The organism is Candidatus Methylopumilus turicensis, from assembly GCF_000953015.1.
Taxonomy (GTDB): Bacteria; Pseudomonadota; Gammaproteobacteria; order Burkholderiales; family Methylophilaceae; genus Methylopumilus_A; species Methylopumilus_A turicensis.
The window spans coordinates 1664746-1689842 of sequence record NZ_LN794158.1 but is presented as its reverse complement, the minus strand read 5'-3'; the positions used below and the strand labels follow the sequence as shown (position 1 = coordinate 1689842).

Annotated in this window: 23 protein-coding genes; 17 read left to right on the top strand and 6 right to left on the bottom strand. The window is 45.7% G+C overall.

From position 1 onward, the window contains the following. The first annotated feature begins 20 nt into the window (after window positions 1-20). The 7 genes from BN1209_RS08530 (at window position 21) to BN1209_RS08500 (ending at window position 6047) form a co-directional block, all read left to right on the top strand. Window positions 21-1154: a D-alanyl-D-alanine carboxypeptidase family protein gene (locus BN1209_RS08530; RefSeq protein WP_045752093.1), complete on the top strand. Its 1134-nt coding sequence runs from the start codon at window positions 21-23 to the stop codon at window positions 1152-1154. Window positions 1155-1169: 15 nt separating this feature from the next. Beyond that, window positions 1170-1460 (top strand): HP0495 family protein, encoded by a 291-nt coding sequence (locus BN1209_RS08525; protein WP_045751793.1) that lies wholly within the window; start codon window positions 1170-1172, stop codon window positions 1458-1460. 15 nt (window positions 1461-1475) lie between these two features. Further along, on the top strand, window positions 1476-2102 hold the full coding sequence (gene lipB / locus BN1209_RS08520; RefSeq protein ID WP_082048437.1) for a lipoyl(octanoyl) transferase LipB: 627 nt from the start codon (window positions 1476-1478) through the stop codon (window positions 2100-2102). Beyond that, window positions 2099-3067: a lipoyl synthase gene (gene lipA / locus BN1209_RS08515; RefSeq protein ID WP_045751792.1), complete on the top strand. Its 969-nt coding sequence runs from the start codon at window positions 2099-2101 to the stop codon at window positions 3065-3067. The genes lipB and lipA overlap by 4 nt, the downstream gene beginning before the upstream one ends. Window positions 3068-3345: 278 nt before the next feature. Then, on the top strand, window positions 3346-4533 hold the full coding sequence (locus BN1209_RS08510) for a Fic family protein (protein ID WP_045751791.1): 1188 nt from the start codon (window positions 3346-3348) through the stop codon (window positions 4531-4533). 93 nt (window positions 4534-4626) lie between these two features. Further along, the gene (locus tag BN1209_RS08505) at window positions 4627-5634 is read left to right on the top strand and encodes a Gfo/Idh/MocA family protein (protein WP_045751790.1); all 1008 of its coding nucleotides are present in this window, start codon (window positions 4627-4629) and stop codon (window positions 5632-5634) included. Continuing rightward, a complete protein-coding gene (locus BN1209_RS08500; RefSeq protein ID WP_045751789.1) occupies window positions 5634-6047 on the top strand; it encodes an HIT family protein in 414 nt (137 codons plus the stop codon). The genes BN1209_RS08505 and BN1209_RS08500 overlap by 1 nt, the downstream gene beginning before the upstream one ends. On the opposite strand, the gene BN1209_RS08495 is transcribed toward BN1209_RS08500, so the two are convergent. The 6 genes from BN1209_RS08495 to BN1209_RS08470 form a co-directional block, all read right to left on the bottom strand. Next, window positions 6048-6362 carry a (2Fe-2S) ferredoxin domain-containing protein gene (locus tag BN1209_RS08495; protein WP_045751788.1) on the bottom strand — a complete coding sequence of 105 codons (315 nt, stop codon included), beginning with the start codon at window positions 6360-6362 and terminating at the stop codon, window positions 6048-6050. It lies immediately after the preceding gene. An 18-nt stretch (window positions 6363-6380) separates the two neighbouring features. Further along, window positions 6381-7340 (bottom strand): energy transducer TonB, encoded by a 960-nt coding sequence (locus BN1209_RS08490; RefSeq protein ID WP_045751787.1) that lies wholly within the window; start codon window positions 7338-7340, stop codon window positions 6381-6383. Window positions 7341-7361: 21 nt separating this feature from the next. After that, complete coding sequence (mpl, locus tag BN1209_RS08485) at window positions 7362-8750, bottom strand: UDP-N-acetylmuramate:L-alanyl-gamma-D-glutamyl-meso-diaminopimelate ligase (RefSeq protein WP_045751786.1); 1389 nt, start codon at window positions 8748-8750, stop codon at window positions 7362-7364. Between the two features lie 19 nt (window positions 8751-8769). Beyond that, the gene (metH, locus tag BN1209_RS08480; protein WP_045751785.1) at window positions 8770-12621 is read right to left on the bottom strand and encodes a methionine synthase; all 3852 of its coding nucleotides are present in this window, start codon (window positions 12619-12621) and stop codon (window positions 8770-8772) included. 93 nt (window positions 12622-12714) lie between these two features. Next, a complete protein-coding gene (locus BN1209_RS08475) occupies window positions 12715-14226 on the bottom strand; it encodes a YifB family Mg chelatase-like AAA ATPase (protein ID WP_045751784.1) in 1512 nt (503 codons plus the stop codon). Between the two features lie 9 nt (window positions 14227-14235). Next, on the bottom strand, window positions 14236-14469 hold the full coding sequence (locus BN1209_RS08470; protein ID WP_045751783.1) for an accessory factor UbiK family protein: 234 nt from the start codon (window positions 14467-14469) through the stop codon (window positions 14236-14238). A 224-nt stretch (window positions 14470-14693) separates the two neighbouring features. Here BN1209_RS08470 and BN1209_RS08465 point away from each other — a divergent pair, with 224 nt between their 5' ends. The 10 genes from BN1209_RS08465 (at window position 14694) to BN1209_RS09290 (ending at window position 25087) form a co-directional block, all read left to right on the top strand. Further along, window positions 14694-15680, top strand: coding sequence for an ABC transporter substrate-binding protein (locus BN1209_RS08465; protein WP_045751782.1), 987 nt, complete (start codon window positions 14694-14696; stop codon window positions 15678-15680). A 36-nt stretch (window positions 15681-15716) separates the two neighbouring features. Further along, the gene (locus BN1209_RS08460) at window positions 15717-16682 is read left to right on the top strand and encodes an ABC transporter permease (protein ID WP_045751781.1); all 966 of its coding nucleotides are present in this window, start codon (window positions 15717-15719) and stop codon (window positions 16680-16682) included. Window positions 16683-16691: 9 nt separating this feature from the next. Beyond that, window positions 16692-17615 (top strand): ABC transporter ATP-binding protein, encoded by a 924-nt coding sequence (locus BN1209_RS08455; protein WP_045751780.1) that lies wholly within the window; start codon window positions 16692-16694, stop codon window positions 17613-17615. 3 nt (window positions 17616-17618) lie between these two features. Beyond that, window positions 17619-18083: a nickel-responsive transcriptional regulator NikR gene (nikR, locus tag BN1209_RS08450; protein WP_045751779.1), complete on the top strand. Its 465-nt coding sequence runs from the start codon at window positions 17619-17621 to the stop codon at window positions 18081-18083. Between the two features lie 15 nt (window positions 18084-18098). Beyond that, entirely contained in the window at window positions 18099-18830 is a 732-nt protein-coding gene (locus BN1209_RS08445; protein ID WP_045751778.1) for an urea amidolyase associated protein UAAP1, read from the top strand. Between the two features lie 9 nt (window positions 18831-18839). Beyond that, complete coding sequence (locus BN1209_RS08440) at window positions 18840-19499, top strand: urea amidolyase associated protein UAAP2 (RefSeq protein ID WP_045751777.1); 660 nt, start codon at window positions 18840-18842, stop codon at window positions 19497-19499. Between the two features lie 63 nt (window positions 19500-19562). Continuing rightward, a complete protein-coding gene (locus tag BN1209_RS09260; protein ID WP_269446853.1) occupies window positions 19563-19694 on the top strand; it encodes a hypothetical protein in 132 nt (43 codons plus the stop codon). Beyond that, window positions 19684-23286 carry an urea carboxylase gene (gene uca, locus BN1209_RS08435; protein WP_045751776.1) on the top strand — a complete coding sequence of 1201 codons (3603 nt, stop codon included), beginning with the start codon at window positions 19684-19686 and terminating at the stop codon, window positions 23284-23286. The genes BN1209_RS09260 and uca overlap by 11 nt, the downstream gene beginning before the upstream one ends. A 10-nt stretch (window positions 23287-23296) precedes the next feature. Further along, complete coding sequence (atzF, locus tag BN1209_RS08430; protein WP_045751775.1) at window positions 23297-24670, top strand: allophanate hydrolase; 1374 nt, start codon at window positions 23297-23299, stop codon at window positions 24668-24670. Window positions 24671-24679: 9 nt separating this feature from the next. Then, entirely contained in the window at window positions 24680-25087 is a 408-nt protein-coding gene (locus tag BN1209_RS09290; protein WP_320408768.1) for an allophanate hydrolase-related protein, read from the top strand. Window positions 25088-25097 lie beyond the last annotated feature (10 nt).

The window sequence follows — 25097 nt, the reverse complement described above, 5'->3', positions numbered from 1 at the left end:
AAATGCCCACAAAAGAAACCATGACTTATTTCACCTCATTTTTTGTACTAATCCTAAGTTTATTCGTTGGTAACGCGTATGCAGAAGTTGCTCCAGCCCCAGAATTGGCTGTCAAAGCCTATTTGCTTAAAGACTTTAATAGCAATCGTGTGCTTGCCGAACAGCAGAGTCAAAGCCGTGTTGAGCCCGCTTCACTGACTAAGTTGATGACGGCCTATCTTTCATTCAAAGCCCTAAAAAATGGTCAGTTGCAACTCGATCAAACGCTACCAATTTCTGAAAAAGCCTGGCGTATTGAAGGGTCGAAGATGTTCGTCGACACCACCATGACAGTGACGGTGGATGAGCTATTGCATGGCATGATTATTCAGTCTGGAAATGACGCATCAATCGCGTTGGCTGAAGGTATCGGCGGAACTGAAGCCGCGTTTGCAACAAAAATGAACCAAGAGGCTGCGCGCCTTGGCATGAAGAACACCCATTTTATGAATGCGACGGGTTTGCCAGATGCGCAACATTACACAACGGCATACGATCTATCATTGCTCGCAACGGCCCTCATACAAGACTTCCCAGAGCAATATAAACGCCTGTATTCCGTTAAAGAATATACCTACAATAAAATCACGCAACCAAATCGCAATCGCTTATTGTGGCTTGACCCAAATGTGGATGGGATGAAAACTGGCCATACTGAATCAGCTGGTTTTTGTTTAATTTCTTCTGCTAAGCGCGGTGAACATCGTTTAATTTCTGTGGTGCTCGGTGCTGCCAATGACAATGCTCGTGCGACAGAAAGTCAAAAATTATTGAATTACGGGTATCAGTTCTTTGACGCGCATTTAGTCTATAAAGCTGGCGCAACGATTGCGACACAAAAAGTGTGGAAGGGTACTGAGAGCAAGCTTGCTGCGACAACCTTTCAAGATCTCTATGTGACCTTGCCAAAAGGGGATTACGCCAGAGCTAAAGCGAAAGTGATCAGCAAGCAACCTTTAATTGCGCCAGTCGCAAAAGGTCAAGAAATCGGCAGGATACAATTTGTCATCGATGAGAAAGTGGTTGATGAGCAGAAATTGCTTGCCGCAAAAGAGGTGAAAGTCGCTGGTATTTTCGGCCGACTTTGGGATAGCTTCATGTTGTTGTTTGCATAAAAAAGGATCAGTTTTATGGCAAACCAAAAGCCAGAAATCGATAAAACGGAAGAGACGCTCGTTGAGTTTCCTTGTGACTTTTTAATTAAGGTCATGGGTGAGACGCATGATGATTTTGCCGCGACCATGGTAAAAATCATTCAAGCGCACGCACCTTCCTTTGATGCTTCAAAGGTAGACATGCGTGCGAGTAGTGGCGGCCGTTTCATCAGCTTGAGCTGCAATGTCTATGTCACTTCTAAAATGCAACTAGACAGTATTTATCGTGCGCTTTCCGAACATCCGCAAGTGAAGTACGTCGTGTAATTTGAGTCAAAAGCATTGAGTTCAAATATTGTTATTCGTCATTTAGGGCGTACTGAGTTTGAAAACACTTGGCGCGCCATGCAAGATTTCACCACAAATAGAGCCGCTGAAACGCCAGATGAAATCTGGCTCACCGAACACTCCCCGGTTTATACCTTAGGGTTAAATCGCAAGAATGTTCGCATGCCTTCCCGCGATGATATTCCCGTTGTGAATACGGATAGAGGCGGAAAAATTACCTTTCATGGGCCCGGCCAAATCATCATTTATTTCTTGATCGACCTTAAACGCAAAGGCATTAACATCCGCCAGCTAGTCAGCGCTATGGAAAACGCTGTGATCGCACTTCTGAAGGAATCAAATGTCGATGCTGCTGCTAAAGCCGATGCGCCAGGCGTTTATGTTCAAGAGAAAAAGATTGCATCGCTTGGTTTGCGTTTAAAAAAAGAATGTTGTTATCACGGTTTATCTCTCAATGTAGATATGGATTTGTCACCGTTTAACGCGATCGATCCATGCGGCTATCAAGGCTTAGAAGTCACGCAGTTAAAATCCTTAGGGGTCGATTTAACGCAAACAGAAGCCGCCACAAAACTGCTAAAATACCTGATTAAAGAATTAGGCTATTCCATTTCAATATGACCGAACAAGCGAACAAATCTGCTGAATTAAAACGCCCAAGTAAAATTGCGGGTGTCAAAGAAACCAGCGAGCAAAAAACTGCACGCATTCCAATTAAAATTGTGCCGCAAGCACCGATGCGTAAGCCCGAATGGATACGGATGAAAGTGCCAGATAGCGCGCGCTTTCAAGAAATCAAACAAGTTCTTCGTGAAAACAAACTACACACAGTGTGTGAAGAAGCCTCTTGCCCTAACATTGGCGAATGCTTTAGTGGCGGGACAGCGACCTTTATGATTTTGGGTGATATTTGCACCCGCCGTTGCCCATTCTGCGATGTGTCACATGGCAAACCACTAGCACCTGATGTGAATGAGCCAATCAACCTAGCTCGTACCATTGCTCAAATGCATTTGCGTTACGTGGTGATTACCAGCGTAGATAGAGATGACTTGATGGATGGCGGTGCACAGCACTTTGTTGACTGTATTCAAGCAGTGCGCGAGCAGTCGCCAGAAATTAAAATTGAAGTGCTCGTCCCAGATTTTCGCGGGCGCTTAGAAACGGCAGTTGAGATTCTTAAAATCGCTCCGCCCGATGTCATGAACCATAATCTAGAAACTGTGCCGCGCCTTTATAAAGAAGCGCGTCCAGGTGCCGATTATCAAAACTCACTCAATCTCCTTAAAGTTTTTGGTGAGTTACACCCAAATGTGCCCACTAAATCAGGCCTCATGTTGGGCTTAGGCGAAACGGACGAAGAGATTTTAGAAGTCATGCAGGATTTACGAAACCATGGTGTCACGATCCTAACTTTAGGACAGTATTTACAGCCTAGTCAGCACCACTTGCCGGTGGTGCGGTTTGTGACCCCTGAGCGCTTCGCAGAGTTTGAGCAACAAGCGCTTGCAATGGGTTTTACCAAAGCAGCCTGTGGCCCAATGGTGAGAAGTTCGTACCATGCAGACACGCAGGCTGGCATTTAATTTAACCGGTTGTAAGCAGATATAAGTAAATGAAAATATTCAATGACGATCATCTTTCGATCGTCAGTAGGTCTTAAGCGGATTAAGTAGTGTGATAGTCGTCTGAAGCGCCGTTCGCCATATGTGACGATTGCACATATGTTTACTTCTCAAAATATATTGGCAAAATTATCGGCATAAATATTTGTTTAATTCCAAATAAATCTATATTATATAAGTAATTATATCGGCAAAATTATCGGCAAATGTCCTATATCTTTCCCAAAAATGCAACCCAAATGGAGCCCCTCATTTTTGAGGAGGGTGAGGATTTTTTTGCAAAGTGTTATGCATTAGATCGTGACTCAGCCATGCTCTCTGCACTCATTCATCCAACGACGGCAAAAGAAGTGTCGTTGTTAGTGAGTAGCATGAATTGTTATTACTCTAATTTGATTGAGGGGCATAACACCAAGCCAGTTGATATTGAGCGCGCCATGGCAGGTGATTACGCTAGCACCGCTGAAAAGCGCATACTGCAGATAGAAGCTAAAGCGCATATTGATGCTGAGCGTTTGTTGCTAGATTGTCCTGTGCCGGATGATGCGCTTTTTTCACAAGAATTTATTGCCTCAATTCACCGTGAGTTCTATTCAAGATTGCCAGAGGATTTGCATGTTTCTGTGTCAAGTGACGGCGGCAAACAAGAGCGGGTGTTGCCTGGTCAATTAAGGACATCAGAAGTGCAGGTAGGTATCCATTACCCACCTCAATACACTGCTTTGCCTGAATTCCTGAGGCGTTTTCAGTCAGCCTATATGGAAGCTTGGCGTCACCGGAAATTGCCTTTTCAGCGATTATCGTTGGTAGCTTGTTCGCACCATCGTTTGTTATGGATTCATCCTTTTTTAGATGGGAATGGACGAGCGGCAAGATTGTTTGCCGTGCTGGTGATGAAGGCGGCGGGAATTGAGGGCATTGGGTTGTGGTCTCCTTCCAGAGGATTGGCTAGGCGTGTGGATGAGTATAAGGCGTTGCTTCAGGATGCAGATAGCTTACGTAGAGGTGATTTTGATGGTCGCGGTAATTTGTCGCTGTCTGCTTTGCAGGCGTTTGCCGAGTTTTATGTGGATGTCTGTTTAGATCAAGTGCAATTTATGACGGAAATGTTTGAGTTAGATAAGTTAGTGAAACGCGTAGAAAACTTTTTTTCGATTATCTCAGCCACAGCGCCAATCAAAAAAGAAGCTTATCGATTAGTGGTTGAAGCGATTGTTCGCGGTGAGTTTTCTCGGGGTGAGGCCGCTAGAATTACTGGTTTGGGTGAACGTGTCGCTCGTGATGTCCTTGGTGATTTGATTAAGAGAGGCTTTTTAAAGTCTGATTCTCTTAAGGGCCAAGTTCGCGTTGGCTTCCCGACGATTGCAACGGGATATTACTTTCCCAATCTTTTTCCTGCTGGCTCTTTGTCTGAGCTGACAGTTTAGTGCGCTTAGAACGATGCTAACGATTTTATAGTGTTAATCATTGATTGATGATTGATTTAACCATGGTTTTTGAAAATACGTTTGGATATTAAAATGAATAAATTACGTTGGGGAATTTTAGGTGCGGCGCGGGTAAATGAACGTTTGCTTCCTGCTATCGTACATGCGAGCAATTCAGAACTTGTTGCGATTGCGAGTCGTCGTGCAGGTGCGGCGGCCGAAACGCTGGCGAAATATGCGCCGCAGTTGCAGGGCGTAAAAACATACGATGCGCTCGAAGACCTGCTGGGCGATCCTAACGTTCAAGCCGTTTATATTCCGCTTGCTAACCATGAACATGCCGAATGGGCATTAAAGGCGATTGCGGCTGGCAAGCATGTACTGATCGAAAAGCCCATGGCGATTAAGGTTGCAGATATTGAGGCGATAGAAGCGGCGGCGCTAAAGCATGATGTCAAAGTAATGGAAGGGTTTATGTATCGCTTTCATCCTCAGCATCAGCGGGTTAAAGAGATTGTGGGGTCAGGCCTGATTGGCGAAGTGATGTTTGCGAAAGCGAGTTATTCCTTCATGATGCGCGAAGCGCGTATGTATCGATTAGCCAATGATGCGAACAATGGCGGTGGTGCAATGTGGGACATCGGTCCATACGCGATTCATACTTTACGACATTGCTTTGATACCGCGCCAATCAGTGTGATGGCGACGGCAAAATACGCTAAAACAGGGGCTGATATTTCAACAAGTGGTCTCATCGATTTTGGTGATGGCAAGCGTGGTCATTTTGATACGAGTTTTGAGTGTAGTCGCCAGTCTGAATATACGATCGTTGGTACAAAGGGAAGTATTAAGTGTCATACCGTTTGGCAGTTGCCAGGCTCGAATGATTTACCTGTTGTGAGTTGGTGGACGGAGGATGGCCGCAAGGGTGAGGGCGTTTATTTAGCGAGTAATCATTTCGATCTCGAGATAGAGCACTTTAGCGATTGCGTCCTCAATGACAAACCAACGTTGTTAAACTTTGATGACGCCAAGAATAACTGCGCAACAATTGTAGCGACGCTTGAGTCTGCCGCATCAGGAAAATTGGTGAAAATTTAATGAGCAATTCGTGTGTGTTTTGTCATTCAGTGGGCGGTGAGCTACTTTGGCAGGATGATTTGTGCCGAGTTGTTCTAGTGGATGATCCACATTATGTTGGGTTTTGCCGTGTGATTTTGAACAAGCACATTAAAGAGATGACGGATTTGATTGAAGCCGAACGTATCAAAGTGATGCAGACCACATTCGTGGTTGAGCAAGTTTTACGTGATGTTTTACAGCCAACAAAAATCAACTTGGCTAGTCTTGGCAATAAAACCCCGCACATACATTGGCACGTCATTCCACGATTTGAAACCGATGCACATTTTCCTGAAACGGTTTGGAGTAAAGAAGTGCGCCAAGTTGAAAAGCCCAATATTCAAGATTTGGCGCTGACGCTTCAAGCGAAATTGGCAGAGGCCTTGCGCTAATTAAACCACTTGCAGGCGTTCGACTAATTTACCTTGTTGTAAATGTTCACTGATAATCTCGTCGATATCTTCCAAATCGACGAAGGTGTACCAAATAGCTTCAGGGTAAATCACCATTAAAGGCCCTTCTCCACACCTATCCAAGCAACCGGCTCGGTTGACTCTAGTTTTGCCTTGACCATTCAAATTTAGTTTTTTGACTTGCGCTTTCATATGGTCAAAAGCAGCTTCTGCACCATGGTCTGTGCAGCAAGCTGAGCTATCTTCGCGTTGGTTTAGACAGAAAAAAACGTGGTGTTGATAATGCGTGTTCATCTATATTCCTATCCTGTTTTATTCTGAAGCTTTGGTTGCCAAGCTATCTTCTTTAGTAAAAATCCAAGTTCTCGTAATGTCTAAAACATCAACTTCCTTGCGTAAATCCTCTGGAAAAGCAGCATAAGGTGAGCCCATTTCAACGATACGTTTTGCGGCATTATCTAATACTGGATAACCTGAACTGCGTTTAATTTCTACCTTCTCGACTTCGCCACTGGATTTAATATAAACGGTCAGTTGCAATTGCCCATAGATTTTTTGATCTTTGGCGGCCTCTGGATAATTTACATTGCCGATACGTTCTACTTTTTGGCGCCAAGACTCCACATATGCAGCAAAGCGATACTCTTGAGCGCGCGCGCCGATGGATTTACGTTTGGGACGTTTTTGATAATCATCTTGTTGCTTGTTAATTTGTGCTTCTAGCCTTGCCATTTCCAAACTTGCATTCACTAAGTCAGTGGCATTGAGTGCTTTTATGGCTGAGTCTTGCGTCCCTGTTTGGGGATTGGTTGGCCGCGACTTCTGAGTGGGGTTCGTTTCAATCGCGTGTGCTGCTTCAAGTTGACTCATTAATGCTTTTGCTTGTTTATCAAGTTCAGCGAGTCGTTCTGCTTTGCGATTAGCCTCGGCTTCGGCTTGCGCTAAACTTTTCTCAAGGGCCTTGGAGCGATGTTCAACTGTCGCATCGCTTGGTTTGTTTTTTTGCCAAGGCAGTGCTGATTTTAGTGCGCGGTTCTCTGATGTATTTCCGCCACCATCTAGATTTGCTTGCGCTAGCGCGTCTGCTTTCTTCGGTCTTTTATGATGTTTGCTGTTCACCAAGACTACATCTAATACAGATATTTGGTTTTTAAAAAATTGTAGTGCAGGGGGCTGAAATTTGACGAAAATGATGACTAGTAGATGAAGAGAGGCTGAGATTAATAAAGCTAGGGTAAAGAAGTCTAGCTTTTTAAGTCTACCTAACAACATACGTGAGGGTGTTGGTCAATGCTACTGTGCAAGCAGTGTGAGAAGCTTTTGATGAATGCCACCAAACCCGCCATTACTCATCACTAAAATTTGATCGCCACTTTTCGCTTCCGAAACAATTGCTGCAACTAGCGTATCCATGTTGTCAAAAACTTTCGCCTTGTTGCCCATCGGCGCAAGCGCTTCGCTCGCATCCCAGCCTAAATTTGCGCCATAACAAAACACTAAATCTGCCTCTACTAAGCTTGCAGGGAGTGCTTGTTTCATGACGCCAAGTTTCATGGTGTTAGAGCGTGGTTCGAGTACTGCTAAAATTCTTGATTTCCCCACTTTTGCGCGTAAGCCAGCCACGGTAGTGGTAATTGCCGTTGGATGGTGTGCAAAGTCGTCGTATACGCTTACGCCTTGTTCGACCCCCCGAAGTTCCATACGGCGCTTCACATTTTGGAACAAGCCTAGTGCCTCAATACCAACTTCTACAGAAACACCAACGTGACGAGCCGCCGCAAGCGCGGCCAATGCATTCATGCGATTGTGCTCGCCAAGTAACTCCCATTCAACACGGCCAACCACTTTCCCGTTAAGCATGACATCAAAGCTTCCATTCGGGTCAGCTTCGCCACCTTGCCAGCCATCAGCCGAGCCAAAATGTTCAACGCGTGTCCAACAGCCACGGTCAATCACGCGCTCCAAACTCTCCTCTTTGCCATTCGCAACCACTAGGCCTTGTTGCGGAACAGTTCTGACTAAATGGTGAAATTGCGTTTCAATGGCATGCAAATCAGCAAAAATATCTGCATGGTCAAACTCAAGATTATTCAGGATGGCTGTGCGCGGACCGTAATGCACAAATTTTGAACGCTTATCAAAAAATGCTGTGTCGTATTCGTCAGCTTCAATCACGAAAAAAGGTGATGTGCTTTTAACATCTTGTTTTGGCTTTTGTGGCAAACGTGCAGAAACTGAAAAGTTTTGTGGAACACCGCCAATCAGAAAGCCCGGCGCTAAGCCTGCGTGCTCTAAAATCCATGCGAGCATGGATGAAGTCGTTGTTTTGCCATGCGTACCAGCGACAGCCAATACCCATTTGCTAGGTTCGCCTTGTGGATGCAAGATATTTTCAGCGAGCCACTGTGGCCCTGAAATATAAGGTAATCCTTTGTTAAGGATTTCTTCCATTAATGGATTACCACGTGACACGACGTTGCCGATCACATACACATCAGGCTTCAAATCTGTTTGGCTTGGATCAAAACCTTCAATCAGTTTGATCCCTTGCGCTTCAAGCTGCGTGCTCATTGGAGGGTAAACATTGGCATCGCAACCTGTCACAGTATGGCCAGCATCTTTTGCCAATACCGCAACGCCACCCATAAAAGTGCCGCAAATACCGAGAATATGAATATGCATTATGTCTTTATCCTAACTTTTAGCCTAAATTAGGGGCGAGCCAGCGTGCCAATTCTTCTTTATTCATGCCACGTCTTTTAGCTAACTCGGTGAGTTGATCTTCACCAATTTTATCCACACTAAAGTACTTGGCTTCAGGGTGTGCAAAATAATAACCAGAAACTGCTGCAGCTGGGTTCATTGCGTAAGCGTCGGTCAGTGACATGCCAATTTCTGTCGCTTGCATCACTTTAAACATGTCGGCTTTGACGGTATGGTCGGGACAAGCGGGATAGCCGGGTGCTGGTCTAATGCCTTGATACTCTTCTTTAATCAAAGCTTCGCAACTCAGTTTTTCTTGTGCCGCATATCCCCACAAATCTGTGCGGACACGTTCATGTAGATATTCTGAAAAGGCCTCAGCCAAACGGTCAGCCAATGATTTCAGCATGATGCTATTAAAGTCATCATGAGCATCTTCGAAGCGTTTAAGATGTTTTTCAATACCGAGGCCAGCAGTCACTGCAAACATGCCGATGTAATCTTCAACACCAGACTCTTTGGGTGCGATGAAGTCTGCGAGGCATTGGTTCGGGCGAGGTACGCCATCGATGACTGGTTTTTCTGTTTGTTGGCGCATGCCGTAATAAGTAAATGCAACTTCTTTGCGGCTTTCATCTTTATAGATTTCGATGTCGTCCTCATTCACGCTATTGGCTGGCAATAATGAAAGTACGCCATTCGCTGTGAGCCATCGGCCTTCAATGATTTTCTTGAGCAGCGCTTGGCCGTCGGCAAATAATTTTGTCGCAGTTTCACCCACCATAGGATCTTTAAGAATTGCCGGGTAAGCCCCTGCTAAATCCCAAGTTTGGAAAAAAGGACCCCAATCGATGTATTGGGCAATCGTGGCTAAATCAATATTTTCTAATACACGGCGACCAATAAACTTAGGTTTGACGGGCGCATTATTCCCCGTGAATGCAAGCTTGGTTTTATTTTGACGTGCGTCTTCAATCGACAACATCGGCACGCCTTTTTTGTTGGCGTGTTGATGACGAGCACGTTCGTAGTCTGCATTCAGTTCTGTAATATAAGCGTCGCGTTGTTCTGGCGATACGAGTGATTGCATGACGGCAACGGAACGAGAGGCATCTGGCACATACACCACGGGCCCATCATAATGCGGTGCGATTTTTACCGCGGTATGGGCGCGTGATGTCGTTGCGCCACCAATTAAGAGTGGTGTTTTAAGTCCGCGGAAATAAGGATCACGTTGCATTTCGCGGGCAACATGCGCCATTTCTTCAAGTGATGGGGTAATCAAGCCAGATAAGCCAATGATGTCTGCATTTTCAGCTTTAGCTAAGGCTAAGATTTCTGAACATGGCACCATTACGCCCATGTTCACGACTTCGAAGTTATTGCATTGTAAAACCACGGAAACGATGTTTTTGCCGATGTCATGCACGTCACCTTTGACGGTTGCAATGACCATTTTGCCTTTTGGTTTTGCGGCGACGCCTGTGCGTTTTTCTTCTAAAAGTTTCTCTTCCTCAATGAAAGGAATGAGGTGCGCAACTGCTTGTTTCATAACGCGGGCTGACTTCACTACTTGGGGTAAGAACATTTTGCCTTGCCCGAACAAATCTCCCACGATGTTCATGCCATCCATGAGTGGGCCTTCAATCACATGAATGGGTCGGCCGCCGTTTTGTAACGCTTCAACACGCGCTTCTTCTGTATCTTCATTAATGAATTCAGTGATGCCATGAATGAGAGCGTGGGCTAAACGTTTTTGAACGCTGACAGGATTTTCTGGCGTACCACGCCACTCAAGTGTCGCGGCTTCTTTTTTGCCACCAGCAGTCAGTGTGCCCGCCATTTCAATCATTCGTTCTGTTGCATCTGGGCGACGGTTGAGCACGACATCTTCTACGCACTCACGCAAGGCTTCTGGCAAGTCATCATAGATACCAATCATGCCCGCATTGACGATGCCCATCGTCATGCCGGCTTTAATCGCATGATATAGAAACACGGTATGAATCGCTTCGCGGGCGGGCTCGTTACCACGGAAGCTAAAGCTTACGTTTGACACCCCGCCAGAAATTTTGGCATGCGGTAGATTTTCTTTAATCCAGCGCGTGGCATTGATGAAATCGACGGCGAAGTTGTTGTGTTCTTCGATGCCGGTTGCAATCGCAAAAATGTTTGGGTCAAAAATAATGTCTTCAGCAGGGAAGCCAACTTTATCGACGAGTAAGTCATAAGCGCGTTTGCAAATTTCAATTTTGCGCTCAAACGTGTCCGCTTGGCCTTTTTCATCAAAGGCCATCACAATAATTGCTGCGCCATAGCGCATGCATAATCTGGCTTGGCGTAAGAACTCTTCCTCGCCCTCTTTCATCGAGATTGAATTAACGATCGATTTGCCTTGCACACATTTGAGGCCGGCCTCAATGACGTCCCACTTCGATGAGTCGATCATAATCGGCACACGTGCAATATCAGGTTCTGACGCGACCAAGTTCAAGAAGTGAGACATGGCCTTGATGGCATCTAACATGCCTTCATCCATGTTGATGTCGATGATTTGTGCGCCGTTTTCAACTTGTTGGCGTGCCACATGAAGTGCTTCTTCAAACTGCTCGTTCAAAATCATGCGAGCAAAAGCTTTTGAGCCAGTGACATTAGTTCGCTCACCGACGTTTACAAAGAGTGAATTGTCGTCAATGAAGAACGGCTCAAGCCCAGAAAGTTTAGTCGTCTTTTCAACAGTTGGAATTTGCCGTGGTGCAATTGTTTTTAGCGTGTCAGCAATCGCTTTGATGTGGGGCGGTGTTGTACCGCAACAGCCGCCAGCAATATTGATAAAGCCGTTTTCAGCAAACTCTTTTAGTAAGGCTGAAGTGTCGGCAGGTTTTTCATCAAACCCTGTGTCTGACATTGGATTCGGCAAACCTGCATTCGGGTAAATACAAACAAAAGTATCAGCGATTTTTGAAAGCTCTTGTGCATACGGGCGCATCAAGGCGGCGCCAAGCGCACAATTCAAGCCGATAGTCAGTGGTTTTGCGTGGCGAACCGAGTGCCAAAAAGCGGGCACGGTTTGACCAGATAAAATACGACCAGAAGCATCGGTGACCGTCCCGGAAATCATTAGCGGTAGACGTTTCCCGCTTTCTTCGAAGAAAGTCTCAATCGCAAATAATGCGGCTTTACAGTTAAGCGTATCAAAGATGGTTTCCACCATCAAAATATCTACGCCACCCTCAACCAAAGCGCGTGTTTGCTCAAGATAAGCGGCAACTAGTTGATCAAAAGTCACATTGCGTGCAGCGGGATCGTTGACGTCTGGGGAAATCGAAGCCGTTTTGGGTGTTGGGCCTAAAGCGCCTGCGACAAATCTTGGCTTGTCAGGGGTGCTGTATTTGTCTCGTGCGGCAAGGGCTAGCTTGGCAGAAGCCAAATTCATTTCGTAAGCCAAGTGGGCCATGTGGTAATCGTCTTGCGCCACAGTGGTTGCCCCAAAAGTATTGGTTTCAACAATGTCTGCGCCAGCCGCGAAATATTGTTCGTGGATCTCTTGAATGACGTGAGGTTGTGTAAGACTTAATAGCTCGTTGTTGCCCTTTACAAACAGCTCACGCGTGGTTTCTGTTGGGGCTGGATTATGGTTTGCGCCACAACCGCAAGAGGAGCCTTTATTGCAGAATTCCGCGCCAGCCGGGCCTTTAAAATCTTTGAATCGACCGTTCTCTCCGCCGCGGTAGTCTGCTTCGTTAAGCTTGTATTGCTGAATCATCGTGCCCATCGCACCATCTAAGATGAGAATGCGTTTGGCTAATAGATCTCGCAGGATTTGTTCGGTAGGGGAAAACAGTGTCATGTAAAAAGTCTCAAATGCTTGTTTTAGCTTGCCTTGTATAGCTCGCTATTATAAAGCAGGCAGCGCAATTCGCTAAATGTTAAGTGTGACGATTTACGTGTTTTTTATAGACTCATAACGGCGATATTGCACCGCTTCGGCAATATGTGCGGGCTTGATTTGCACTGACCCAGCCAAGTCTGCAATTGTTCGTGCGACCTTGAGGATACGGTGATAAGCGCGTGCAGATAAATTAAGTTTATGAATGGCTTGTTTTAGGAGGCTAATGCCTGCGTCGTCAGCTTGGCAAAATGCATCAATTTCTTTGCTGCCTAGCAAGCAATTGGCTTTGCCTTGACGGACGAGTTGAATGTTGCGTGCTTGGTCAACACGTTGGCGAATTAATTCGCTGAGGTCGCCATTGGCCGCCCCTAACAGTTCGTCTTCTTTAAGGGCAGGCACTTCGATGTGCATGTCGATGCGGTCCAACAAAGGGCCAGAAATCTTACCGCGATACCGTGAAATTTGGTCTGGAGTACAACGACATTTATTATTGTGATGCCCTAAGTAGCCGCATGGGCATGGGTTCATGGCAGCAATTAATTGAAATCGCGCAGGAAAATCTGCTTGCCGCGCGGCACGTGAAATCGTGATGTGCCCAGATTCTAATGGCTCGCGTAAGACCTCTAAAACTTTTCTATCAAACTCTGGCAGCTCATCCAAAAATAATACGCCGTGATGCGCTAAAGAAATTTCACCCGGGCGAGGTATCCCACCGCCGCCAACCAAGGCGACACCAGAGGCTGTGTGATGGGGTGCGCGAAAGGGTCTTTTTCCCCAGTTTTCAGCTTTGTAATGATTGTTGAGGGATTGGATTGCAGCTGACTCCAAAGCCTCTGCCTCCGACATACTAGGCAAAATACTGGGGAATCTTGATGCGAGCATTGATTTTCCCGTGCCAGGCGGACCTGCCATGAGAATGCTGTGCCCACCTGCCGCGGCAATCTCTAATGCCCGTTTAGGTAAATTTTGGCCTTTCACTTCATTAAAGTCTTGGTATTCTATTTTGGTGGGGCTGGTTAGGTTTTCATAAGGCGTGATTTGCGTGTGCCCACTCAGGTGCGCGCATACCTCAAGCAATGAATTTGCAGGCAATATTTCAATATTTTTGACTAGGCCAGCCTCAAGTGCGCTCTCTTTCGGCAAGATAAATGCTCGGCTATTTTTGTTTTGACTAGCCATGCCCGCAGTCATTGCAAGCGCACCTCGAATAGGTCGTAATTCGCCCGTGAGTGCAAGCTCCCCCGCCACTTCGTATTGGTTTAATTTGGCGGAAGGGATTTGTCCGGATGCCGCCAAAATGCCTAAAGCGATGGGTAAGTCATAGCGCCCACTTTCTTTCGGTAAATCGGCAGGGGCTAGGTTAACCGTGATGCGGCGGGCAGGGAATTCAAACCGTGCGGTCTGCAAAGCAGCGCGGACGCGATCTTTGCTCTCTTTCACTTCGGCTTCGGGCAAGCCAACAATCGTAAAGCTAGGCAGGCCATTTGCCAAATGCACCTCAACGACGACTTCTGGTGCATCCATGCCCGTGAGCGCGCGGCTATATAAAACGGCCAAACTCATCTAAACAGTTTACTTCTGCGCTTGCTCTAGCGCGCTTAATTGTTTTTCAAGGGCATCAAGCTTTTCTCGCGTTTTTCTAAGCACTTCCGTTTGCACATCAAATTCTTCGCGCGAGACAAGCGCCAATTTGGTGAATGCGCTCTGAAGTAGTGCATGAATATTCTTTTCTAAATCACCTGCTGGAGATTTGGATAGTGTTTCGCGTAGTTTTGAAGAGAGATCCTCAACGAATTGCATGTTCATTTTTTTGTACCTTTCCATTCAGAAATTAAATTCTATCAGCTTTTTATAAAAATAAACAAAATCATTAAGTTATCAATTAATCTTTTTGTGAATCTACGCCTATATTACTTTTGGTTGATGGCAATAAGGACTCCGCTGACCAGTCTATTTTCAATAGTTGGCACAGCCATTGCTTAAGTATTACTGAAATTCACTTTCGTAATACTTAATTTAGGAGCGTTGCCATGTTCTCTGTTAATTGTCATAGCTTTAAAAAAGCCGTTTTAGGCATTTCGTTGCCACTTGCTTTAATGCTTTCGAGCGTCGGTCAAGCTGCACCATTGAAGATAGGTTATAGCGATTGGCCAGGCTGGGTCGCTTGGCAGGTAGCCATTGAAAAGGGCTGGTTTAAAGAGGCGGGTGTGGATGTGAAGTTTGATTGGTTTGATTACTCCGCCTCAATGGATGCCTTCACCGCAGGCAAGATTGATGGGGTGACTTTGACAAATGGTGATGCATTGGTGACGGGTGCAAGTGGCGCAAAAAACGTGATGATTCTTGTGACAGATTATTCAAATGGTAATGACATGATTGTTGCTAAACCAGGCATTAAGAGTTTGAAAGATCTGAAAGGTAAAAAAATAGGATTGGAAACGGGTTTTGTTGAACATTTATTGTTGTTAAACGGCTTAGAAAAAGCCGGCTTGAAAGAGTCAGACGTCACTATTGTGAACACCAAAACAAACGAAACACCTCAGGCATTGGCATCAGGCGATTTAGCGGCCATTGGTGCATGGCAACCTAACTCGGGTGAAGCGATGAAGCGCGTCCCGGGAGCTAAGCCAATCTATACATCTGCAGATGAGCCTGGTTTGGTTTATGACGTATTGACAGTCAGTCCAGCAAGTTTGGCGGCACGTCATGCGGATTGGGAAAAGGTGGTGAAGGTTTGGGGCCGGGTTGTGACATACATCAATGACCCAAAAACACAGCCTGATGCCGTGAAGATTATGTCGGCGCGTGTTGGTCTTAAGCCAGAAGCTTATTTGCCTTTGTTAAAAGGGACGCATTTATTGAGTTTAGAAGAAGGCAAAAAGGTATTTGTAAAGGCCGATGGGTTTAAGTCGCTTTATGGTTCCAGCAAGATTGCGGATGACTTTAATGTGAAGTACGCGGTGTATAAAAAACCAAGTGACTTAAACAAAGCCATTGATCCATCTCTTGAAAAATAATTAAGCATCAATCACTGAGTATTAAGGAATAACAGCATGCGTCTATCTTCATGGTTTGTCGTACGTCAGGAGCTGTCGCCACGTAAGCGATCACTCTTGGGGATAGGCTCATTTCTGTTGCCTTTGTTGATCTGGTGTGCAGTCAGTTATCTCCCGAGTGTTTGGCATCCTATGGTGTTGATTAGTGAGCCTGGTTCGGTTGATTATTTTCAAGTGGATATGCTGGTGGAAAAGCAGGTTTTTAAACAAGAACTCACGGACGCAGCCTCTGCAAATAAAGCTTTGCCCGTGGGTCAGCCATCGAATCCAGTGTACCTCCCTGCGCCGCATGAGGTAGCACAAGCGCTTTATACCAGTTTTATCACACCACCTGCCCAGAAGGATGGCTTGTGGCTGCATCAAAGTTTATGGCAAAGCATTCAAGTCATTTTCTGGGGATTTTTAATCTCCTCCTTGATTGGTGTGCCTTTAGGTGTTTTATGCGGCACTTACACCGCGATTTCGAGGTTGTTTGAGCCGTTTATTGAGTTCTTTCGCTACTTGCCCGCACCGGCTTTTGGGGCACTTGCGGTAGCTATTTTAGGGATTTACGGTGGCCCTAAGATCGCTGTGATTGTGATTGGCACGCTATTCCAGCAAGTCCTGATTATTGCGAATACGACGCGTAAATTAGATTACGCATTGATTGAAGCCGCCATGACCTTGGGCACTAACAAACTGAAATTGTTACGGCATGTCATTTTGCCTGGCGTTATGCCCGAGCTTTATCGTGATCAGCGCATTCTATTGGGTTGGGCTTGGACCTATTTGATTGTGGCTGAATTAATTGGCACCTCATCTGGCATCACATGGTTTATTACCCAACAGGCTCGCTACGAGCACTTCGAAAATGTTTACGCCGCCATCTTCATGATTGGATTAATTGGATTAGGTAGCGACTTGTTTTTAGCATGGTTAGGCAAAGGCTTATTCCCTTGGGATAAGTCAGGAAATAAGGCTTAAAGGAAAAGTATGGAAAACAAACTAGATAAATTGCCGAGCTACTTAAGTCAATCACCAGAGGTCAAAGCACGTTTTCAAAAACTAAAACAACGTGATGTTATTTTAGAAGTGAAGGGTCTGGGCAAGATTTATAAAACAGCTAAGGGCGAGGTCACGGCGCTGAAGGATGTGAATTTCAAAACACACAGACGTGAGTTTGTTTGCGTGATTGGGCCCTCTGGCTGTGGAAAGTCATCACTCATTCGTATTTTGGCGGGCTTGGAATCTTACAGTTCCGGTGAGGTATTGTTAGATGGCAAGCCCGTTACAGGTCCTGGTCGAGATCGTGGCATGGTGTTTCAGGGGTATACATTATTTCCCTGGCGCACCGTGAGAAAAAACGTCATGTTCGGCTTAGAGATGAACAATATCACTGGTGAAGAGGCTGCGAATGAAGCGGACTTATGGTTGGAGTTGTTGGGCTTAGAGAAGTTTGCCAATGCTTATCCGCATGAGCTTTCTGGCGGGATGAAACAGCGCGTAGCGATTGCGCGGGCTTTGGTAAATCAGCCGCGCATTTTACTGATGGATGAACCGTTTGGTGCGTTGGATGCACAGTCTCGCGCCAAGATGCAGGCGCACTTATTGGATATCTGGCGCAACATCGATATTACTATTTTGTTTATTACGCATGATTTAGATGAAGCCATTTATCTTGCAGATCGCATTTTAGTGCTTAAAGCCAATCCAGGCGGCGTTCAAGAACTCATCGAAGTGCCTGTTCCACGGCCACGAAGCCCGGATCAATTTAGTAGCCCAGAATTCCTTGCAACAAAGGCCCGGCTAGAAGCGTTAATTCATCCTCCAGAGCCTGTCATTGAAGTGGATCCGCTTGAGGCCCATGTTGAGCCCCGCATGATCCGTTTTGTGAACGTAGCCGATCGTGTGGAATAAATCATGCAACTCTCTAGACAAATATCTTTAGTGAAGCCACTTCGTCATCCAGTGAATCGCATCAGCATTTCTTTACCTGATGAGTTACAAGTGGCTTTGGATGGCATGGTAAACGAGCGAGGTTATGAAAGTCGCTCACAAGCTATTAATGACATGTTAAGACAACAGCTGATTGAGCATAAACGACAAACCAGTGATGAGTTGTTAGTAGGGACGATTACGATTTTGTATGACAACGGCACACGGGGATTACAAGAAAAAATAGCGGATTTGCAATATCACCATTTAGATGAGGTGATTAGCTCCTTGCATGTCAATTTAGTGGGCAAACAAACAATGGAAGTAATGTTGGTACAAGGGCCTGCGTCTAGAGTACAAACCATTGCGGATGAGGTGATTACGCTCAGAGGCGTCATCACCGGTAAGTTGCAGTTGTTGGCCGCGCTAATGCCGCCAATTCATAGTTAATTAATAGGAATTTTAATGATGAAATCTCTTCAATCTGACCAAATTTTATGGCAAGAAACAGTACCTGGCGGTTGCCATTGGTCTGGCTTAATGCGCCGAGGCAGTGCGTTGCGCTTTACCGATTTAGAAGGGGGTGCAAACGTCGCGTTGTTGATGTTTAACGCAGAAGACAAGCTCGAGCGTTACAACATGTCTGATACCCTAAAAGCTCAGCACACGGCGTTTTTCACCACCGGCAATGTCTGCTATTCAGATATGGGCCGAGTGATGGCTTCGATTATTGAAGATGGGGTAGGTTGGCATGATGCGATGTGCGGACTTTCTGATGCAGCACTCATTGAGCAAAAGTATGGCAAAACCCATTATCAAGAGCAGCGTAACGAGATGTACCGCAATGCCAAAGATGGCGTATTAGTGGAAATGGGTAAGCATGGCTTGGGCAAGCGTGACCTGATGCCCAACTTGAATTTATTTAGCAAAGTGACCGCCAATGACGACGGTGAGTTGAAGTATCAAGTGGCACACAGTAAAGCTGGAGATGCTGTTGATATTCGTTTTGATATGAACGTGTTGGTTGTCCTGTCGACAGCGCCACATCCTTTAGATCCTGCAAACAAATATGCGCCAGCGGATGTATTGCTCACCGCTTGGCATGCGGGGATTGCTGCAGAAGATGATGTTTGTCGTCAGCACTGCGAACAAAACCAACGTGGCTTTATTAACAATACTCGTTATTACGCGAACTAAGGAACCATCATGTCAGCGCTAGTTGAAAGTAAATTAAATCCAGATTTGGCCGTTGTGAATGAGACTTGTAAAGCAGGCGACCCTTGGTCGGGGATTGTGAAAAAGGGTCAGATTTTTCGAATTTTAGATTTGGAGGGCAATCAAGCGGTCGATACGCTGTTTTACAACGCAGACAATCCTGAAGAGCGTTACAGCACCTCAGATACTGTGCAAAGACAAGGAAAGGTCTATTTGTCTACAGGCTCTGTGCTTTACTCCAATGAAGGGCGTGCAATGATGACCATCATTGCCGATACTTGTGGTCGTCATGACACATTGGGTGGTGCTTGCTCTGCTGAAAGCAATACCGTGCGTTATGACTTGGCTAAGCGGCCGATGTACAGTTGCCGTGATAGCTTTATGCATGCCATTCAACACTCCCCATGTGTACACGATCGTGACATGAGTAAGCGTGACATTACTGCCAATATTAATTTCTTTATGAATGTCCCAGTGTCTGAAAATGGCGCACTGACTTTTGCTGATGGTATTTCAGGGCCAGGAAAATATGTAGAAATGCGCGCGGAGATGGATATCTTGGTGCTTATTTCTAACTGTCCGCAGCTCAATAATCCGTGTAATGGATATAACCCAACGCCAGTGCAATTGCTCATCTGGAATTCAAACTAGTCAGCAGGACGACCTGTTGATCAATCTAATAACCGAGACGACTCGCAGCTTGAGAGTTAAAAAATGCTAACTAAAGTTCTGATTGCAAATCGAGGCGACCAGCCAGCAAAAGCTGGCGCAGCGGCTAAGCCAAATTGCCTGTATGTCGAAGACAAAGCAGGCGATTTAGCCGAGGGGGTTCAATATGTTTACTAAGGTTTTAATTGCAAACCGAGGCGAAATCGCCTGCCGTGTGATTCGCACCCTCAAAAAAATGGGCATTCAGTCGGTGGCGATTTATTCTGAAGCAGATGCAAATGCACGTCATGTGTTAGACGCGGATGAGGCTTATTGTGTAGGCCCGGCACCTGCTGCTGACAGCTATTTGAATGCCGACAAGATTTTAGAAATCGCTCAAAAAACTGGCGCGCAAGGCATACATCCTGGCTATGGATTTTTATCAGAAAACGCTAGTTTTGCAGAGCGCTGCGAAGCATTAGGCATTGCATTTATCGGCCCGAGTCCACAACAAATGCGCGACTTTGGTTTAAAGCATACCGCGCGCGCATTGGCAGAACAAAACGGCGTTCCTTTGCTGCCAGGTACTGGCTTATTGTCTGGTGTTGATGAAGCTAAAGTGCAGGCTGAAAACATTGGTTATCCAGTGATGTTAAAAAGTACCGCCGGCGGTGGCGGTATTGGTATGCAATTGATTTGGGGTGCTGATGAGTTAGAAAGTGCATTTGCTTCTGTGCAAAGACTTTCTAGTGCCAACTTTAAAGATACGGGTATTTATTTAGAAAAATATGTGCAAGCTGCTCGCCATATTGAAGTACAGATTTTTGGTAATGGACTCGGAGATGTGATTGCATTAGGTGAGCGAGATTGTTCCGTGCAACGCAGAAATCAGAAGGTGATTGAAGAAACGCCAGCGCCTAATATTACTCAAGAAGTAAGAGATGCACTTGCAGCAACAGCGGTGAAGCTAGGAAAGGCAATTCATTATCGTTCAGCAGGAACGGTGGAGTTTGTGTATGACAAAAGCACCGGCAAATTTTACTTTTTAGAAGTCAATACGCGTTTGCAAGTAGAGCATGGCGTAACAGAGTTGGTAAATGATGTTGATTTGGTTGAATGGATGATTCGTATTGCTGCTGGTGAATCTGACGCTTTTGCTAAGTACCAACATCAGCCTAGCGGTCATGCAATTCAGGTGCGCTTGTATGCGGAAGATGCCAATAAAAATTTCCAACCATCTAGCGGCGTACTCACTGAAGTTAAGTTTTCTCCCAATGCGCGTATCGATACATGGATTGAAACAGGCAGTGACGTTTCGCCATTTTATGATCCTTTGGTGGCCAAAGTTTTGGTTCATGCCAAAGATAGAAGCGCTGCCGTAACATCCATGAAGTCAGTATTAGATGAAACGCGTATTAGCGGCATTGAGACCAATTTAGAGTATTTACGCCAAGTGCTTGCTGATGATGTGTTCCCAGCAGGCGAACAAATTACGCGCTACCTCAATACGTTCAATTATCAGCCACATACCTTGGATGTCCTCGATGGCGGTGTCATGACGACCATACAAGATTATCCAGGGCGGATGGGTTATTGGGCTGTGGGTGTTCCGCCCTCTGGCCCGATGGATCATTTGGCATTTCGTTTCGGTAATAAGCTTGTGGGGAATATTGAAGGCGAAGCGGGTTTAGAAATCACCCTGATTGGCCCTAAGCTTAAATTTAATAAAGCAGCGGTGATTGCGATTACTGGCGCGCCGATTGATGCAACCTTAGACGGTGCCCCGATTGCATTATGGCAATCTCATCATATTCAAGCGGGGAGTGTGCTGAAATTAGGTAAAGTCGAAGCGCATGGTTGCCGAACTTATCTATCTATTCAAGGTGGCTTTGATGTGCCTAATTATTTGGGGAGCAAATCAACGTTCACCTTGGGCCAATTTGGTGGTCATGGTGGAAGGGCTATTCGTGTTGGCGATGTGCTGCCTTTGTCTAAAGAAACAGCAAAATTTATTGCAAAAACATTACCTGTTGAGATGCGTCCGGTTTATACAAGCGAATGGGAAATCGGTGTGTTATATGGCCCACATGGCGCCCCTGATTTCTTTACGGATGACGACATCGCGATGTTCTTCTCAACCGACTGGGAAGTGCACTACAACTCTAATACCACAGGGATTCGTCTGATTGGCCCTAAGCCCACATGGGCGCGGAAGGATGGTGGTGAGGCTGGCCTGCACCCATCGAATATTCACGACAATGCCTATGCAATTGGCACGGTGGACTTCACTGGGGACATGCCTGTGATTTTAGGGCCTGATGGTCCAAGTTTAGGCGGCTTTGTTTGTCCCGCTACCATTGTCCAAGCTGAACTTTGGAAAATGGGCCAGTTAAAGGCGGGCGATAAAATTCGTTTTAAACGATTGACGCAGGATGAGGCAAGGCAGTTAGAGCTTGCTCAACACGCTGAAATTACCACATTAACGCCTGCATCTAACGTTGCTATTAAAGCTTCAACAGCGTTAAGTTTTACGCCAATATTGGGCGAAATCACTGAAACTGAAACCCAAGTAAAAGTGGTTTATCGTCAGGCAGGCGATAAGTATTTGCTCGTTGAATACGGTCCGCTCGTGTTGGATTTGACTCTGAGATTCAGAATTCATGCCTTGATGCAGTGGCTTGAAAAAGAAAATGTGCAGGGCATTCTTAATCTCACGCCAGGCATTCGCTCATTACAAGTGCATTACGATAGTTTGGCGCTTCCTGTTGAGAAGTTACTGACTTTGCTTAAGTCTGCTGAGGCTTTATTGCCAGCCGTTGAGGAAATGGAAGTGCCAACACGTATTGTGCATTTGCCATTGTCATGGGATGACGCAGCGACTAAGTTGGCGATTGAAAAGTACATGCAATCGGTGCGTAAAGATGCGCCTTGGTGCCCAAGCAATATTGAATTTATTCGCCGGATTAACGGACTCGATAGTATTGAGGATGTGAAACAAATCGTTTTTGGCGCGAGCTACTTAACGCTCGGTCTTGGCGATGTGTATTTGGGTGCCCCAGTGGCAACGCCGGTCGACCCTCGTCATCGTTTAGTCACCACTAAATACAATCCAGCACGTACTTGGACACCTGAAAATGCAGTCGGCATTGGTGGTGCTTATATGTGTGTTTATGGAATGGAAGGTCCTGGGGGTTATCAGTTTGTGGGCCGCACGATTCAAATGTGGAATCGTTGGAATCAAACCAAAGACTTCAAAGATGGCAAGCCTTGGTTACTTCGCTTCTTTGACCAAATCCGTTTTTATCCTGTGTCAGAGGCAGAGTTATTGCAAATGCGTGAAGATTTCCCACGCGGAAAATTCCAGCTCAAGATCGAAGAGCAAACTTTTAAGCTTAAAGACTATACGGCTTTCTTAAATAAAGAAGCCGAATCAATTGCGACATTCAAAGGCAAACAACAAGCTTCTTTTGATGCGGAGCGTGAGCGTTGGATTGCTTCTGGGCAGGCGAATTACAGCAATGAAAACGAAGCTGGGAATGATGTTGCAGAGACACTTGTACTTGCTGATGGAAGTAGCGTGGTGAGTTCTCATGTGGCCGGTAACCTATGGCAAATCAAAGTCAATGTGGGCGATGAAGTGACTGAAGGTGACGTCGTCGTCGTGGTTGAATCGATGAAGATGGAAATCTCTGTCACCGCATCATGCTCAGGCACAGTGACGCATGTCCTTTGCCAAGAAGGCTCCGCAGTCGCGGCTGGCCAGCAACTTTTAGTCATCGCAGAAAAATAAGGGGCATCAAATGAATTTAGAAATTGCGCATTTAAGAGGCCTTTATTTAGCTGGTGAGTTAAGCCCCGCTGATTTAGTCAAACAGCTAGATGCTGACATTGGCGATCAAGACCCAAGAAATATTTGGATACATCGTTTAAGCCTGGATGAGATGATGATTTATGCAAATCAATTGGCAAATAAAAATCCAGCAGATTTGCCTTTATACGGGATTCCTTTTGCGATTAAAGACAATATTGATTTGGCGGGTATTCCAACAACAGCAGGTTGTGCTGAATACGCTTATACCCCAGAAAAAAGCGCATTTGTTGTTCAGCAATTGATTGATGCAGGCGCTATTCCTGTCGGCAAAACTAATCTAGATCAATTTGCCACAGGTCTCGTCGGCACTCGCTCTCCTTATGGTGCCTGCCAAAACAGTTTTGACACTGCATATATTTCTGGAGGATCTAGTTCAGGTTCTGCCGTTTCTGTTGCATCAGGCATGGCAAGTTTTAGTTTAGGGACAGATACTGCTGGTTCTGGCCGTGTGCCAGCAGCGTTTAATAACTTGGTTGGTCTAAAGCCAAGCTGTGGTTTGTTAAGTACCTCGGGGCTCGTTCCAGCTTGTAGAACATTGGACTGCGTCTCTATTTTCGCGCTGACTGCAAAAGATGCAGAAACGGTTTTAGCCAGTGCGCAAGGGTTTGACGAGGAAGATGCTTACTCAAGGAAGGCTTTGCCGGCTAAGGCTAAACTTAAGCCAACCTTTACTTTTGGCGTGCCTAAGCCTGATCAATTGGCTTTTTTTGATGATTTAGAAACACCGGGTTTATTTCAGGATGCAATTGCTCAATTAAAAGCCTTAGGTGGTAAAGCGTTTGAAATCGATTTTGAGCCGTTTTTGGCAACCGCAAGATTGTTATACGAGGGCCCTTGGGTCGCTGAGCGTTATGCGGCGATTCAAGCGTTCTTTGAAGCGAATGCTGAGGCTATTTTCCCTGTTACTCGTCAGATTATTGGCGGTGCGGTGAAATTTTCAGCGGCCGATACCTATCGTGCGATGTATAAGCTCAAGGCCATGCAGCGCAAATGTGCAGGTGTTTGGGATGATGTGGATTTCATCGTCACGCCGACGGCAGGCACGATCTATAAAATCGACGAAGTGAATGCCGATCCCGTGCGTTGTAATTCTAATTTGGGCTACTACACCAACTTTATGAACCTCTTGGATTTGTCAGCAGTGGCCATCCCTACAGGTTTCCAAAAGAATGGTTTGCCCTTTGGTATTACCGTTTGTGCGCCTGCTTTTAGTGATGTGCAATTGCTGGACTTAGCTAATCAGGTACAGCAAAACACAGGTAAAACATTGGGTGCAACACAACTTCCATTTACTCAACATTAAGACCTTAAGATGACACAAGAAAATGCAATGATAGAAGTGGCCGTTTGTGGTGCACATATGAGTGGCTTGCCGTTGAATGCACAATTAACGAGCCTGGGTGGTGAGTTTGTCAAAAAGGCAAAAACAGCCTCAACGTATAAACTGTTCAAATTAAATGGTTTTATGCCGGCCCGGCCCGGCTTATTAAGAGTGCATGCGGGTGGCACGGCGATTGCTTTAGAAGTATGGCGTTTGCCATTGATTCATTATGGTGCATTTGTTGCAGGCGTGCCTGCACCACTTGGCTTTGGCACATTGATCCTAGAAGATGAAACAACAGTACAAGGATTTTTGTGTGAAGCGTATGCTACGGAAGATGCCGTTGATATTTCTGCATTGGGTGGGTGGCGTGAGTTTTTAGCCGGTCAGAGCGTTTAAGTTCTTCTGC

What these genes read in the sequence shown, in the direction of transcription:
- BN1209_RS08500 (WP_045751789.1), top strand. Translation starts at nt 5,634, where the DNA reads ATGAGCAATTCGTGTGTGTTTTGTCATTCAGTGGGCGGTGAGCTACTT.
- BN1209_RS08475 (WP_045751784.1), bottom strand. Translation starts at nt 14,226, where the DNA reads ATGAGTTTGGCCGTTTTATATAGCCGCGCGCTCACGGGCATGGATGCA.
- BN1209_RS08465 (WP_045751782.1), top strand. Translation starts at nt 14,694, where the DNA reads ATGTTCTCTGTTAATTGTCATAGCTTTAAAAAAGCCGTTTTAGGCATT.
- uca (WP_045751776.1), top strand. Translation starts at nt 19,684, where the DNA reads ATGTTTACTAAGGTTTTAATTGCAAACCGAGGCGAAATCGCCTGCCGT.
- atzF (WP_045751775.1), top strand. Translation starts at nt 23,297, where the DNA reads ATGAATTTAGAAATTGCGCATTTAAGAGGCCTTTATTTAGCTGGTGAG.
- BN1209_RS08460 (WP_045751781.1), top strand. Translation starts at nt 15,717, where the DNA reads ATGCGTCTATCTTCATGGTTTGTCGTACGTCAGGAGCTGTCGCCACGT.
- BN1209_RS08525 (WP_045751793.1), top strand. Translation starts at nt 1,170, where the DNA reads ATGGCAAACCAAAAGCCAGAAATCGATAAAACGGAAGAGACGCTCGTT.
- BN1209_RS08490 (WP_045751787.1), bottom strand. Translation starts at nt 7,340, where the DNA reads ATGTTGTTAGGTAGACTTAAAAAGCTAGACTTCTTTACCCTAGCTTTA.
- BN1209_RS08495 (WP_045751788.1), bottom strand. Translation starts at nt 6,362, where the DNA reads ATGAACACGCATTATCAACACCACGTTTTTTTCTGTCTAAACCAACGC.
- BN1209_RS09290 (WP_320408768.1), top strand. Translation starts at nt 24,680, where the DNA reads ATGACACAAGAAAATGCAATGATAGAAGTGGCCGTTTGTGGTGCACAT.
- BN1209_RS09260 (WP_269446853.1), top strand. Translation starts at nt 19,563, where the DNA reads ATGCTAACTAAAGTTCTGATTGCAAATCGAGGCGACCAGCCAGCAAAA.
- BN1209_RS08505 (WP_045751790.1), top strand. Translation starts at nt 4,627, where the DNA reads ATGAATAAATTACGTTGGGGAATTTTAGGTGCGGCGCGGGTAAATGAA.
- BN1209_RS08530 (WP_045752093.1), top strand. Translation starts at nt 21, where the DNA reads ATGACTTATTTCACCTCATTTTTTGTACTAATCCTAAGTTTATTCGTT.
- mpl (WP_045751786.1), bottom strand. Translation starts at nt 8,750, where the DNA reads ATGCATATTCATATTCTCGGTATTTGCGGCACTTTTATGGGTGGCGTT.
- nikR (WP_045751779.1), top strand. Translation starts at nt 17,619, where the DNA reads ATGCAACTCTCTAGACAAATATCTTTAGTGAAGCCACTTCGTCATCCA.
- BN1209_RS08470 (WP_045751783.1), bottom strand. Translation starts at nt 14,469, where the DNA reads ATGAACATGCAATTCGTTGAGGATCTCTCTTCAAAACTACGCGAAACA.
- lipA (WP_045751792.1), top strand. Translation starts at nt 2,099, where the DNA reads ATGACCGAACAAGCGAACAAATCTGCTGAATTAAAACGCCCAAGTAAA.
- BN1209_RS08445 (WP_045751778.1), top strand. Translation starts at nt 18,099, where the DNA reads ATGATGAAATCTCTTCAATCTGACCAAATTTTATGGCAAGAAACAGTA.
- BN1209_RS08455 (WP_045751780.1), top strand. Translation starts at nt 16,692, where the DNA reads ATGGAAAACAAACTAGATAAATTGCCGAGCTACTTAAGTCAATCACCA.
- BN1209_RS08440 (WP_045751777.1), top strand. Translation starts at nt 18,840, where the DNA reads ATGTCAGCGCTAGTTGAAAGTAAATTAAATCCAGATTTGGCCGTTGTG.
- metH (WP_045751785.1), bottom strand. Translation starts at nt 12,621, where the DNA reads ATGACACTGTTTTCCCCTACCGAACAAATCCTGCGAGATCTATTAGCC.
- BN1209_RS08510 (WP_045751791.1), top strand. Translation starts at nt 3,346, where the DNA reads ATGGAGCCCCTCATTTTTGAGGAGGGTGAGGATTTTTTTGCAAAGTGT.